This window comes from Hymenobacter plasmatis, from assembly GCF_020711255.1.
Taxonomy (GTDB): Bacteria; Bacteroidota; Bacteroidia; order Cytophagales; family Hymenobacteraceae; genus Hymenobacter.
On record NZ_JAJFAW010000038.1, the window covers coordinates 1 to 12641 of the forward strand.

The 12641-nt window shown below is 63.6% G+C and carries 10 protein-coding genes; 4 read left to right on the top strand and 6 right to left on the bottom strand.

Translation table 11 applies throughout. The features are described 5' to 3' along the window. Positions 1-411: 411 nt before the first annotated feature. Positions 412-1371 carry a hypothetical protein gene (locus tag LJ738_RS20070; RefSeq protein ID WP_227788137.1) on the bottom strand — a complete coding sequence of 320 codons (960 nt, stop codon included), beginning with the start codon at positions 1369-1371 and terminating at the stop codon, positions 412-414. A 621-nt stretch (positions 1372-1992) separates the two neighbouring features. Here LJ738_RS20070 and LJ738_RS20075 point away from each other — a divergent pair. Genes LJ738_RS20075 through LJ738_RS20085 form a run of 3 tightly spaced genes read left to right on the top strand, consistent with a single transcriptional unit; the run spans position 1993 to position 4131 of the window. After that, positions 1993-2460 carry a LexA family protein gene (locus LJ738_RS20075; RefSeq protein ID WP_227788138.1) on the top strand — a complete coding sequence of 156 codons (468 nt, stop codon included), beginning with the start codon at positions 1993-1995 and terminating at the stop codon, positions 2458-2460. Positions 2461-2462: 2 nt separating this feature from the next. Next, on the top strand, positions 2463-3791 hold the full coding sequence (locus tag LJ738_RS20080; protein ID WP_227788139.1) for a Y-family DNA polymerase: 1329 nt from the start codon (positions 2463-2465) through the stop codon (positions 3789-3791). A 58-nt stretch (positions 3792-3849) separates the two neighbouring features. Next, a complete protein-coding gene (locus tag LJ738_RS20085) occupies positions 3850-4131 on the top strand; it encodes a hypothetical protein (RefSeq protein WP_227788140.1) in 282 nt (93 codons plus the stop codon). A 271-nt stretch (positions 4132-4402) separates the two neighbouring features. Here the strand turns inward: LJ738_RS20085 and LJ738_RS20090 are convergent, their stop codons facing one another. From LJ738_RS20090 to LJ738_RS20100, 3 genes are all read right to left on the bottom strand, one after another. Then, the gene (locus LJ738_RS20090) at positions 4403-4597 is read right to left on the bottom strand and encodes a PID-CTERM protein-sorting domain-containing protein (RefSeq protein ID WP_227788141.1); all 195 of its coding nucleotides are present in this window, start codon (positions 4595-4597) and stop codon (positions 4403-4405) included. An 88-nt stretch (positions 4598-4685) separates the two neighbouring features. After that, positions 4686-9083, bottom strand: a complete 4398-nt coding sequence (locus tag LJ738_RS20095; protein WP_227788142.1) for a T9SS type A sorting domain-containing protein — start codon at positions 9081-9083, stop codon at positions 4686-4688. A gap of 74 nt (positions 9084-9157) precedes the next feature. Further along, positions 9158-9877, bottom strand: a complete 720-nt coding sequence (locus tag LJ738_RS20100; protein ID WP_227788143.1) for a phage tail protein — start codon at positions 9875-9877, stop codon at positions 9158-9160. A gap of 499 nt (positions 9878-10376) precedes the next feature. On the opposite strand from LJ738_RS20100, the gene LJ738_RS20105 reads away from it, so the two are divergent. Continuing rightward, positions 10377-10964 carry a hypothetical protein gene (locus LJ738_RS20105; RefSeq protein WP_227788144.1) on the top strand — a complete coding sequence of 196 codons (588 nt, stop codon included), beginning with the start codon at positions 10377-10379 and terminating at the stop codon, positions 10962-10964. A 370-nt stretch (positions 10965-11334) separates the two neighbouring features. On the opposite strand, the gene LJ738_RS20110 is transcribed toward LJ738_RS20105, so the two are convergent. Both LJ738_RS20110 and LJ738_RS20115 read right to left on the bottom strand, forming a co-directional pair. Beyond that, positions 11335-12018 (bottom strand): PD-(D/E)XK nuclease-like domain-containing protein, encoded by a 684-nt coding sequence (locus LJ738_RS20110; RefSeq protein WP_227788145.1) that lies wholly within the window; start codon positions 12016-12018, stop codon positions 11335-11337. A 44-nt stretch (positions 12019-12062) separates the two neighbouring features. Then, the gene (locus tag LJ738_RS20115; protein WP_227788146.1) at positions 12063-12200 is read right to left on the bottom strand and encodes a hypothetical protein; all 138 of its coding nucleotides are present in this window, start codon (positions 12198-12200) and stop codon (positions 12063-12065) included. Between the last annotated feature and the right edge of the window lie 441 nt (positions 12201-12641).

Sequence of the window (12641 nt, forward strand, 5' to 3'; positions counted from 1 at the left end):
TACCAATCGCCCAACCACTTCGAAACCCACCTTCAAACAACGTCCCATTTCTGTCCGGCTTAGCTAGACCACCTCAGTAACTCGCTTTTCCCAGGTGCGAGGCTTGCCCCGTTCCGGTCACCACAAGCCGCACGGTCCCCGTCGGGTCGCCTATGATGTTGGCAACGGGGTTTGCGCTAGTGACAAAATCGCCCTTGAATGGCACCGCGTGCTTGGGCGTGGCGTGGCCGTCGGCCGTGCCCGCCGTGGCCTGGAGGGGGGTTCCTTCGGTGGGGTCCATTTTCGTGCACGACCCTAGGGAGAGGGCAACGAGTGGCAGAGCAATCAACAGCTTTTTCATGGCATCAGGAGTTAAAGGGAAATGGAGGAAAGGCACAGGTGGGCGCCGCCGGCCTTGTATTACTTAACCAATTAATTTTCAAAATCATACGTCGTGTTTTTCCCCTTGATGCCAATGGTATACTGGTCGATGTACCCGATAAAATGATTGCCAAAAATCGGACCCCCTACTCCCATCCGAATGCCGCCGGGGCCGTTGGGCAGGTTTTGAATGGTGGCCGTGGGGTGCAGGGCGATGTAGGAGGCGAGCGTAATCAGCTTGCCATTGTGGTCGGGGTCGCTCAGAATGGAGGCGGCGTCGCTGGTATTGTCTAAGATGAACCAGCCGCCGTGCAACGCGTCCCAGGTTTGCCAGGAATTCGTCTTACTCACCCATTGGTCCAAGACACCCGGCACGAGAAACTTCCCGGTTTGGTAGTACGGCGTAAAGTTTACGATGTCATCGGGCTGGCCATCGCCGTTGGTGTCCACGTGTAATACCAGGAACGGAATATCAACCGAGCTGTCTCTTCGTTCCACGTAAGTAGAGAACGTTAGCTTGGTGATGTCGGATAATAATGTGCCCGCGTACTGCGTGTTCCGGAGCCGGGAGAACGAAAAAGTGTGGTTGTGGTTCGCCGCCGTTGCAAACCGAGCGCTGCCCTTGCCCAGTACGGGCGTGGCCGGTCCCGTCACCAGCTCCACGGTGGCCGGGGCCGTGCCCGTCACTTGCTTGGCCCACCCCTTCATGTCGGACGGGGTCACCACCACGATGGTGGTTGGTTCTTCGGGCACCACAGGGTCGGTGGAGTCCTTTTTACAGGCCGCGAGGAGCGTGCCGAGGCTTACGACCAGAGCGAGCAACAACGCGCTTCTCATGCGCGGGGCTACTGCAGGGGCCGGGCGGGGCGGGGTGGCTCGCTCGGGGCGGATTTCTTCGCTTCGCCCTACGCGGCGGGCGGCGGGCGCGGCGGTCCTACTGGCCGCAAGAAAACGGGGGCGCGATTCCAAGGGAACCGCAGTGGCGGGGGGGATGGGGTCGGTGGTGGCCATTGCTTCATAAGGTTTAGGTTTGTTATTAAATTTACAAGATTAACTATGAATTAACTAATTATTTATTAGCTCCCCCGTGGCAAGCATTTTACTGTATAGCTTGATTCCGAATTGAAACAGGTCGATTCGGCTGAGCTTATCGGGCACTCACGCCATAACCAGCATTCGCCTTTTTGATGTGTACCCGCGGCACTTGCCGGTAGAATGAAGAAGGCCAGCTCCCGTTTTGGGAGCTGGCCTTTTTTGATGGTGCTGGGCTGATGGCTGCGACGGCTGCAAGCTTTCCGACTTCCTTAATTGAGGGCACCGGTTCGTGCGGGCCTTTTGGTCTTAGGACGCGGAACAGGTTGCGTTTTTAGATGCCATCATAAGAATAAGCAAAGCAGCAAAGGGCAAAAGGCTGCCAATTTAGATAGCACCTGGTGGCCAAGCAACCTTGGCCACCAGATTTACTACATCTTTCATCAACTTTAATACAGCTATGTTATCAAGACCTTACACGCATCATAGAAAAGTTTTTGCCTTGAGCGTCAGCACACATTGCCAATATTATTAGCTATGGCATAAACTAATGAAATTAGTAGTCGTTTATTTGGGGGTTCCATCTATCCTAATCTCCTTATGCACGACGTACTGCTAATTCCGGTGCTTGAAGCACCGATGACGGCCTACTTGCCGGTGTTCAGCTACCGGGTGCCGGCGGGCTTTCCCTCGCCGGCCACCGATGAGCTGGAAGGACTTTTCGACCTCAATAGCCTGCTTTTCCGGCATCCGGACGCTACGTATTTGGTGCGGGTCGCGGGGGAGTCGATGAGTGGGGCCGAGATTCACGCGGGCGACCTGCTGGCGGTTGATAAACACCTGGAAGCCGACCATGGGCACATCGTGGTGGCGGTGGTGGAAGGCGACTGCACGGTGAAACGATTGGAGCGCCGGGGGGAATCGTGGTGGCTGGTACCGGCGAATCCAGCGTTTAAGCCCTACCAGATTCGGACGGGGGAGGAATTGCACATTTGGGGAGTGGTGACGCACGTGGTACATGAGCTGCTGCCGGGCAAGCTAACGGCGCTGCTGCACAGCCGCGACTAGGAATGTTCGGCCTGGTAGATTGCAACAACTTCTATGTGAGTTGTGAGCGGGTGTTTCAGCCCCGGTTGGAAGGGCGGCCGGTGGTGGTTTTGAGTAACAACGACGGTTGTATTATTTCAAGGTCGGCGGAGGCAAAGGCGTTGGGCCTTAAAATGGGCGAGCCGTATTTTCAGGTGAAGGAGCAGTTGAAGCGCGAGCAGGTCCAGGTGTTCAGCTCGAACTACACGCTGTACGGGGATATGTCGCGGCGCGTGATGCATTACCTGGGAGCGACGGTGCCGGGCGTGGAAATCTATTCCATTGATGAGGCCTTTCTGGATTTGGGCGGCCTGGAGCAGCATTTAACGCCGTACCTGGGCAACCTGACCGACCTGGCGCAACGGCTGCGGGTGGGCGTGAAAGCGCGCTCGGGCATCCCGGTGTGTGTGGGCGTGGCCCCGACCAAGACGCTGGCCAAGCTGGCGAACCGGCTGGCGAAGAAAGATGCCGGCCTGGGCGGGGTGTTGTACCTGGATACGGCGCAGCGGCGAACGTGGGCGCTGGGGCAGGTGCCGGTGGGCGACGTGTGGGGCGTGGGGCGGCAGTACGCGCACAAGCTGACGGCGGCGGGCATCGACTCGGCCGCCGACTTGGCCCGCGTGTCGGAGGCCTGGGCGCGAAAGTTCCTGGGCGGGGTCGTGGGGGCGCGGTTGGTGCGCGAGCTGCAGGGCTACCCCTGCTCCGGGCTGGCTCCGAGCGAGGACGGGACGCTGCGCCGGCAAAGCATCAGCTGCTCGCGCACATTCGGCCGGCCGTTGCGGGAGCGGGCGTCGGTGCTGGGGGCGCTGTCGGCGTTCGTGGCGCGGGCGGCGGAAAAGCTGCGGCGGCAGGGTGACTTAGCGCACGTTCTCACGGTGTTTATCAGCAAAAGCCGGTTTGGGCCGGATGAGGGCAGGCATTCGCGCTCGGCGGTGCTGACGCTGCCCGTGCCCACCAGCGACACGCGGGAGCTGACCGCGCGGGCCGCGCAGCTGCTGGGCCGGCTGTGGGAGCCGGGGGCGGTGTATGTGAAAGCAGGCGTGGTGATGGCCGGGCTGGAAGCGCCGGACTGCCAGCAGCTGGGGCTTTTCGGGGAGGCTGCGCCATTAGTGGCGGGGGCTGCGGTGGAGGGCCGAAGCGCGCAGATGATGGCGGCGCTGGATGGCCTTAATGCGCGTTTCGGGCGCGGGACCGTGCAGCTGGCAGCGGCGCTGGGGCCGAAAGGTGGCGGGCCGGTACCCTGGAAGGGGCAAGCGGCCTGGCGCACACCAGCCTACACGACGCGGCTGGAGGACCTGATGATGGTTAACTAATTTTTCCGGGCTGGCAGTTGGCTGGCCTTTTCCTTCTACCCTTTTTTCTTTCTTTGATATGCCCCATTTTATCCCGGATGCAGAATCCATCACCGAGTATTGCGGCGCCTATGAGCAGCGCGGGTGCAAGTTTGAAGTAGTGCTGTCGCCCCAAATGGGCGGGTATGGGCTGCGAATGGAGCTTGGAGTCAATAGTGAAGTGTTGCCGATGTTTCCGCTGCCGGCATCGGAAATGGACAGTCCGGAAGCAGCGGCGCGGTGGATGGCCAACCTGCGCGACCATCACCTGAGCCGGTTTTCGTTTTTGCTGGAGAAAGATGGTGGGCAAGCTGTAGCCTGAGGGCAAGCCTTATTTTCTCTCGGCCCCTGACGCCGCGGCCCAAAAGCGTTTACCGAACTTATCATCTTCACGCATTCCGTAAACGGGTATTCGTAGACGAGTTTCTTTAGCTTGACCAAGCTGGTGATGGCTCGCTGACACCGGGTGCGCGTCTGCTGGTAACTTTTTAGAAACAGGAAGATGTGGCACTTGCCGCCGTTGGGCACACAATAAAACACCCTCGCTGTTGGCACGGCGAGGGTGTTTTATTGTGTGCCCAACGGCGGGGCGGTTAGCGCGGGCGGCGCTGGCGCAAGCGGCGCACGGCGTAGCCGATTCCGCCGGCCAGCAGCAGCGAAGCGCCCCCGTCGAGGGGCACGGCCGTTGGGTCGGGGACCTTGTCCGGGGCGGGGCCGCCCGAACCGGGCTGGGCCTGCGCTCCGAAAGCCAGCAGCAGGGCCGAAGCGAGGAAAAGATTTTTAAGCATGAGATTCTAGATATTCTAATAAAAGACGAAAAATGACAGCGCCGGTTGGGGCCGCCCGTGTGGCACGGGCGGCCCCCACACGGCCGGCTTACTCCACCACGAGCTTCTTCACCACCACGCCGGCCGTCGTGGCCAGGTGCAGGGTGTAGAGGCCCGTGGCCAGGTTGGCCAGGTCGAGGCGGTGGGCGGCCGCGCCCTGGGCGGGCAGCGACTGGGTGCGCACCGTGCGGCCCAGGGCGTCCACCAGCTCGGCGGCCACGGCCACGCGGCCCAACGCGGCCGGCAGCTCTACGAAGACCGTGGTAGTGGCCGGGTTGGGGTACACGCCCACCTGGGCCGCCAGCTTGGCCGAAGCCACGCCCAGCACCCGGGCGCCAAACACCAGCTCGAAGCGCGGGGTGGTGTTGGCCGCGTTCATGGTGAAGGTGTAGTCGGGGTGCAGGCTCAGGTCGGTGAGCGTGCCCAGCTGCAAGTCGCGCAAGAAGGGCTGCTCGCCGGTGCCGAAATTGAGCACCTGCGCCGCGTGCAGCGTGTAGGTACCCGTCACAGGCAGGCCAATAAACAGCGGCACCGTCACCGAAGCCGTCGAGGTCAGCGGCAAGCCATTGATGGCCAGCTGGTCGTTGCCAGCCCAGGCGGCTAGGTTCAGGCCGGTGGAGTTGGGCAGCTTCACGGCGTCAAACTCAGGGTCAACCCCGACCGTGGCACCGTTTTCGAAGTACACGTACAGGGGGTCGGCCTGGGTGGCGCCTTGCAGGTCCAGCTGCACCAGCGGGCGGTTGGCAGTGCCGCGCTGATACACCGGGTTCTGGTAGCTCGTTACCCGGTGCGAGTTGCGCAGGCTAAGCGTGCCGCTGGTCTGGCCAGTGGATACCCGGGCGAAGAAGCCCTGGCCCTGGGCCAGGATGGGGTCGCCGCCCACGCCGTTCACGTAAGCGCGGTAGCTGCCGTTGTACTGGCTGTTGCTGGCCCAGATGTAGATAGCTTGGTCGAGGCCGATGCGGTCGAAGGGGGCTACCAGCGAGTAGTCCAGCGGGCTCGGGAAGGGGTTACCCAGCAGTTGCCAGCCAGCATCCGGTGCGAACGTCGTAGTGCGGGACAGCGATTGCGTCACGCTGCCGTTGTTCTGCGGGCCGGTCACGGCCAGGGTCTGGCCGGCGGTCAGGTTCACGGTGTAGCCTTTACCTACGGTCAGCGGGTCGGTCAGCGCGCTGGGCGACTTCCAGCCCTTGTCGAAGGGTGCCAGGCTGTTGGTGGACGTGGCCAGGCGGGCCTGGTCGTAGTAGTACACCGTGGGGAAGGGCTGCACGCTATTGGGCGTAGCCGACGTGTTGTAGTTCGGGTTCACCACGGGCGTGAAGCTGGCCGTGGTTAGGCTGGCGACGGTTGCGTTGCTCACCGGGGCCGAGTAGTGGCGGTAGCCTAGGCCCGGGTTGGTAGCGGGCGAGATGTATCGCTGGAACGTGGCGTTGCCGGTGATGACACCACTGTTGTTCACCACCAGAGCGGTGTTCGCGGCGTTCGACTCCAGCGTGAACGAGTTGCCGTTGGTGGTGAAGTTGCCGTTGAGCGTGAGCAGGAGTTGTACCGAGGTGCTGGCCGAGGTGCTCGACTGCGCCCCGCTGGCCCCCACCGTCAGGTTAAAGAAGCGGGTATTGCTGCTGCCCAGAATGCTGCTCAACGCCGTGCTGCCCAGGTCAACCGTGCCGCCCCTGAGCGCAAAGGTGCCGTTGTTGGTCAGGTTGCCTGCCAGCATGAGCGTGCCGCCGGTCTGAGTTAGCGTCGCGCCGCTGTTGAGCGACAGGTTGAGCACTTGGGCTAAGGCGGTCGTGATGGCCGGAAAGCGGCCCCCGCTGGGCGCGGTGGGAATGGTGGCGCTGATGGTGGCCGTGGGCACAGTATTGGGCGTCCAGTTGCCGGCCGTGAACCAGTCGGTGCTCACGTTGCCCGTCCACGTTACGCTGGTCACCGCTGCGGGCGCGATGGTCAGCGAGTAGGTGCGCGAGCCGTTGTAGGGGCCCGGGGCCGCCGAGTTATCGGTCGCCGTCGCGGTGAAGGTGAAGGTACCGCCGCCCGCCGTGGGCGTGCCCGAAAGGGTGCCCGCCGACGAGAGCGTCAGGCCCGCGGGCAGGGCGCCGGCCGTGACGGCGAAGGAGTAAGGAGCCGTGCCGCCCGAGGCCGTCAGCGTTTGGCTGTAGGCCACGCCCGTCGTGCCGTTGGGCAGCGTGGCCGGGGCCACCGTGATGGTGGGCGCCACAAAGGTGAGCGAGTAAGGGGCCGCGGCGCCCGTGTTCTGGTTGCCGGCGGCGTCCTGGGCCACGTTGGCCGGTACGTTCACCGTCGTGGCCGTGCCGACCGTGGTCGGCGTCACGGTGAAGGTATAAATCGTGCCCGAAGCGGCGGTGAAACCCGAAATCGTGCCGTTGGTCACGGTGATGTCCCCGGCCACAAAGCCGGTCACGTTTTCCGAGAAAGTTACCGCGAAGGGAATCGGCGTGGTCGTCGTGTTGTTACCCGAAGCCCCGGCAGTGCTGCTGATGGCCACCGTGGGCTGCACCGTGTCCACGGTGAAGGTGTTCGTGGCCGAGTTGGCGCTCACGGCCGAGCCGCTGGCCTGGGCCGTGGCGTAGACCGGGTGGCTGCCCTGGGCCAGGGCCGTGGGCTGGGCCAGCGTGAAGTTGCCCGTGCCGTCGGCCGTCGTCGTGCCGATGGCCGTGCCGTCGACGTACACGGTCACCGTGCTGCCGGCCATGGCCGCGCCCGTATAGGTGGGCGTGGTGGTGGTAACGTAGGTGCCGTTGCCCGGCGCCGTCACGGCTGGGGCCGCCGTGGGCTGAACGACGTTGATAGTGCGCGACTGCGCGTTAGAAGTGGTGGTGCCGTCGGACACGACGAACGTGACCAGGCGGGCGCCGACAGTGGCGTTCACGCCCGCGGAATTCGAGTACCGTATGGAGCGCAGGCCCACCTGGTAGGCGGCCAGCGAAGCCGTACCCGACATGGTAAGCACGCCGGTGCCGGTATTATACGAGCCGCTGATGCCGTTCTGGTTCGTGAAATTGAGAAAGTCTTGGTTCGCAACAAAGCCGGTGGCGAAGCGAACCGTGGCCCCGGTCAGGTTGGGGCTGTCGGCGTCGGAGGCCGTCAGCGCGCTGGTGATTTGGGTGGCAAAGCTGCCGACGATAAACGTTAGGCTGGTGCTCTCGATGTTGGCCAGCATGGGGGCTGCGGTGGTGGTGAAGCTGACGGCGCTGCCGTAGCTGGTGCCGACGCTGTTGATGGCGTAGGCCCGCACGTAGTAGGTGGTGGTGGTCGCGAGGCCCGTGACGGTCTGGCTGAAGGTGCCGATGCCCGTGCCATTCGGCACTTTCGTGTCGCTGGTGGTGGGGGTGGTGTTGGTGGTGCTGTACACCACGCCCCGGTCGGTCACGGTCGCGCCGCCGTCGGCGGTCACGTTGCCGCCCAGCACCGCGCTGGTGGCGGAGACGGTGGTGGCCGCGGCGGTGGTCACGGTGGGGGCCACTGCGGCCGCCTCGTTCGTGGCCAAACCATTGAAGCTGAACAGGCCACCACCGGCTACGATGGTGCTCAGGAAGGTGCCCGTCAGGCTGAAGCGCGAGATGCCGGTGGAACCCGCCGCGGCGCCGTCGCCCACGTAGATAACGCCGTTGGGCACATCAACTCGCAAGGAATTGGGGTTGGCAAACGTCGCGGCCGAATTGCCCGAGGCCAGCACCGCCTTGTTCGTGCCATCCAAGTTAACCGAAGCCAATTGGTCGTTGGCCGCCGTGCCGCTGCTCTGCACCCAGTAAAGCTTGCTGCCCGCAACCTGCAACGCGTTGATGCCGGTGCCCGAAACCCCGGGCACGATGGTATTGAGCAACGTGCCCGACAGGTTAAAGGCGCGAATCCCGGTGGTGGCGGCATTGGCCCCGTCGCCCACGTAAATAACGCCAGTGGCGGCGTCCACCCACAGCGCATTCGGATTGTCAAAGCTGCTTGCGCCCGAGGCCAGCACCGTCACACCTGAGCCGTCCAGGTTGGCCGAAACCAACCGGTCGTCGCTCGCCGTGCCGCTGCTCTGCACCCAGTAAAGCTTGCTGCCGACCACGTGCAAGCCCGTGATGCTCACCCCCGCAACGCCCGCTACGATGGTATTAACAAAGACACCGCCCGAGGTAAAGCGCGAAATGCCGGTGGTGCCGGAATTGGCCCCGTCGCCCACGTAGATAACGCCGTTGGCGGCGTCCACCCACAGGGCGTTGGGGTTGGCAAAGGTCGTCGTGGAGTTGCCGGATGCCAGCGTCGCTTGGCCCGAGCCGTCGGGGTTAGCCGAAACCAACCGGTCGTCGGTGGCCGTGCCGCTGCTCTGCACCCAGTAAAGCTTGGTGGCCGCTGTTTGGGCGCGGGCGGGGCCGGTGCCCAGCAGCAGCACCGCCAGCAAGGGCAGCAGCCAGCCGCGGACGGCTGAGTATAAGTGTTGCATGAAGTAGGTATGTAAAGGGAATGAACCACGTGGGAAAAGCCGGCGCCGCTCGCGGGCCGGTCGGTGCCGAAGGCTTAATAAGCGCGGCTGGGGAAGTAGCCTTGGTAAGCAATCTGGAAGTTGAGCGCCAGGTAGGGGTTCATGACGCTGTGGGGCTGGCTGCCGCCGGTGTTCCCAATGGTCGCCCCGTTGGCGAGCTGTCCCCCGGTGGTGCCAAAGCTGTTCAGCTGCAGGCCTTCGCCCCCGTTGGTCTGGCCGCTGGCGGCGGCCGGGAAATTGCCCGCCGCGGTGGCCGTGGTGGCTGGGTTCCCCGACACGCCCAGCGGGTGATTGTGCGCGGGCATCTGCGCGGTCGTCAGCGTGACGTTCTCGTTGCCGGCCCTCTCGCCTATTGAATGAGGGCTCAGGCCCGGGCCCGGGCCCTGGCCCATGGGGAGGCGGCCGCGCAGGTCGGGCAGGGCAAAAGTGGTGGTGCCGTCGCCGCCGTACGTGGTGCCCAGAAGAGCGTACAGCGCGGTGTACTGCCGAATGGGCAGTAGCCGCCCGTCGCAGAAGAAATAGCCTTCCACCTCGAAATTGAAGCCACAGAGCATGATTTCGCCGAGGAGGGGGTCTACGCCTGTCGTTTGGCGGGTGCCGCGGGGGGCCACCGCCAGCGCGGGTCCGGCCAGCAGGCCCAGGCCCAGGGCGGCGCCCAGCTTCTTTAGCCAGCCGCGGCGTTCCTGGTCGGCCGGGGCCGGGGTAAAGGGAGCAGGGGCCGAAACCAGGCCTTCGGAAGTAGCAAATAGACGCATAAGCAAGAAAAGGAAAAATGGGTTGGAAATGAAAAAATAGGTTTAAAGAAGTAGCGGCTTACCGGTCCGGGCACTGGCGGCCGCTAAGGCCCGCGCGGGCCGAGCCCAGCCCGCGGGCTGGGCGACACAAAGCCGCCGAGGCGGGCAAAACTATGGCGGGTAAATGGGGTGCGAAGCGCCCCTGCGCGGGCCCTGGGCCTTGCCACAATTGAGCCCCCTCAAGCGCGGATGCTGGGCAACAGGTGCAGGCTGCGGCGCGCCGTGGCGCAGTAGTCAAGCGCTGCATTTGTCATGCTGAGCTAACAAAAAGAGGGGATGCCCTCAAAGCTAATAGCTCTGCTTAAATATTACAAATTTGATTTTCTATTGTGCGTGCGCAAGTCCCTTTCCCGCGGCCGGGGAGCTTTCTTGCCGCGCGGCGGGGAATGGGTGCACGCTCGTGGCCCCGTCCGCGTGTGGGGCCTATCCCGGTGCAAGGCCGGGAAAAGGAAGAGACTGCGTGGAAGCTGGCGGCCCCGGTCCCGGCCGGCAGCGCTACCTTGCGGGGCCCGGTCGCGTGGCCGGCCTGTTCGCGCCGCTGCCCGTGTCGTTCCTTTTTCGCCTGTTCCGTCCCATTCCCGCCCCCTCCTTGCTGGTGCCCATTCGGGCCTTTTTGGCTGACATCGGCCTCGAAACCCGGGAGACCCGCTTGCGCAGCCCCGGTTTTCTGCCCGGCTTGCTGATTGACAACGGCCGTTTGCTCATCGACCCGGCCCGCCTGCAGCACCCCGGCGACGTGCTGCACGAAGCCGGCCATCTGGCCGTGACGCCCGCCGCCGAGCGCGCGGCCCTGCACGGCGACATCACCGCGCTCCACCCTGAACGCGCGGGCGACGAACTGGCGGTGATGCTGTGGTCGTACGCCGCCTGCCGGCACCTGGGCTTGCCCCCAGAGGCCGTGTTCCACCCCGGCGGCTACCACGGCCAGAGCGCCTGGCTGCTCGACAACTTCCGCCGCGGCGAGTTCCTCGGCCTGCCCCTGCTGGCCTGGATGGGCTTGACCACTGCCGCCGACTTTCCGGCCATGACGCGCTGGCTGCGGGAGTAAGGTCCGGGCCGGCCCCAGCCATCGGACCGGGCTTCGACGAACGGCCCCTCTATCCCAGTGCCACCACGCCGGACTGCCCCGTGCATTGCTTGTGCTCAAGCGGCATCCCGCTAAGGGTGCTGCCGCTCCACTGCTCGCTGCAGTCGCGGTGTTGAAACGCCGCGGCCCGAGGAACTCTCGCAAAGCGGGGCACTGAAACGTCTCCACTGGCTCCGGGTGTGTCCACTACCTTAAGTATGAATAACCGGTACAACACTACGGCTTGCCACCAAAATGCGATTTTGCATTCATTCCAGGGATGCCCAGCGGCCCCCTGAGTGTGTTCACAAAAACGGCATTTATCGGCTTACAGCTGAAGCCGACTACATGTTCACGTTGCTGCCATCAGATGCTCAGCCCGGTCCGCTGTGACGGGCCGGGCCTGTTGCTGGACAAAAGCCTTCATCAGCCGCTCGTATTTCTTGCGGCCCTGCTCGATGAGGCCGGGGGCTGGCGTCACTTCGAGCTGCCATACCTCGAACGGGCTTTTCTTCTGGACACCAATAATGATGAAGCGGGCCGCGCCTAGCAGGTCGGAGTATAAGGCGGCTTGGCGGTCGTAGTCGTACTGCTCGATGGTGGCGACGAAGTGGGCGTAGTCGGGGGCGCTGGTGGTTTTGAAATCGAGCAGCACGCGCCGCCCCGTTTTGGGACTGGTAATCATCAGGTCGGGGCGCACTTTCACGTTTAGGCCGGTGGCTTCGTGGGTGGCGGTGTGGGTCTGCTCGGCCTGGCCCCGGTACAGCAGGTCGCGGCAGAAGCGTTGGCGGCGCACGGCGGCGGCCAGGTCCTCAATCTGTTGCCAGGGCACGCGCTGGGTGGTACGCTGGTACTGGTCGGGCTCCAGCACGGCGGTATGGAAGTGGCTGCCGAAGGCCAGGGCCTGCGGGTTGGGCTGGCGGGTGAGGCCCAGGGCGCGGTTTTTGGTTTCGGTCAGGTCGGTGTTGGAAATGAAAGGCAGGGCGCGGTGGGCTTCCTGACTCAGGCCGACGTGGTGATGATGATTGGTAAACATGGGGCAGTTAGCAGTTAACAGTGAGCAATAAGCCAGTAGCCGGGCTACTGGTAGCGGTCGATGATGCAGGCCAGGCGGCCGGCCTCGTTGGCGCGGTGCAGCCAGATATGAGAGCCGCCACAGCCGACCAGGTAGGCCGGTTCGGGAAACAGGTGGCGCACTTTGGGGGCCAGGTCGCGCACGTCGGCCAGTGGGGCGGTGGTGGCCTAGTAGACCCGCGCTTTCTGCGACCGGTTGCCTAGCCATGCGCGAATGGCACCTCAGCCGGGCGAAAAGACAAGTCCTTTTAGCCGCGATGTATGACCGAACGCCAGTCCCCACGCTTCGTACGCCGCGTCTACTGCGCCCGATATCACGGTGGAACGGCTGTGGGAAGTTATCGAGCAGCTGGGCTTTGACCGGGGCGAGGTGCGGCGGCATTTAATTGAAAACGCCCCCTCTGACGCCCCCCAATAGAATCAGGACGCCGCGACCGATAGGGTAAGCGGCTGATAATAGAGTGTTTACCGAGTGTTCCGTTGTGGTGGTGTGGTTCCAATAAGAGGCTCACTCATAGAAAAACCGGAAAGTCGCTTCTCATGTAGCAGAAGCAGCTTTCCGGTTTTTTGCGTTTGGTCCGTAAG

Bases quoted from the DNA above. Each gene is read 5' to 3' on its own strand.
- LJ738_RS20070 (WP_227788137.1), bottom strand. From the start codon at position 1,371: ATGGCCACCACCGACCCCATCCCCCCCGCCACTGCGGTTCCCTTGGAA.
- LJ738_RS20075 (WP_227788138.1), top strand. From the start codon at position 1,993: ATGCACGACGTACTGCTAATTCCGGTGCTTGAAGCACCGATGACGGCC.
- LJ738_RS20080 (WP_227788139.1), top strand. From the start codon at position 2,463: ATGTTCGGCCTGGTAGATTGCAACAACTTCTATGTGAGTTGTGAGCGG.
- LJ738_RS20085 (WP_227788140.1), top strand. From the start codon at position 3,850: ATGCCCCATTTTATCCCGGATGCAGAATCCATCACCGAGTATTGCGGC.
- LJ738_RS20090 (WP_227788141.1), bottom strand. From the start codon at position 4,597: ATGCTTAAAAATCTTTTCCTCGCTTCGGCCCTGCTGCTGGCTTTCGGA.
- LJ738_RS20095 (WP_227788142.1), bottom strand. From the start codon at position 9,083: ATGCAACACTTATACTCAGCCGTCCGCGGCTGGCTGCTGCCCTTGCTG.
- LJ738_RS20100 (WP_227788143.1), bottom strand. From the start codon at position 9,877: ATGCGTCTATTTGCTACTTCCGAAGGCCTGGTTTCGGCCCCTGCTCCC.
- LJ738_RS20110 (WP_227788145.1), bottom strand. From the start codon at position 12,018: ATGTTTACCAATCATCATCACCACGTCGGCCTGAGTCAGGAAGCCCAC.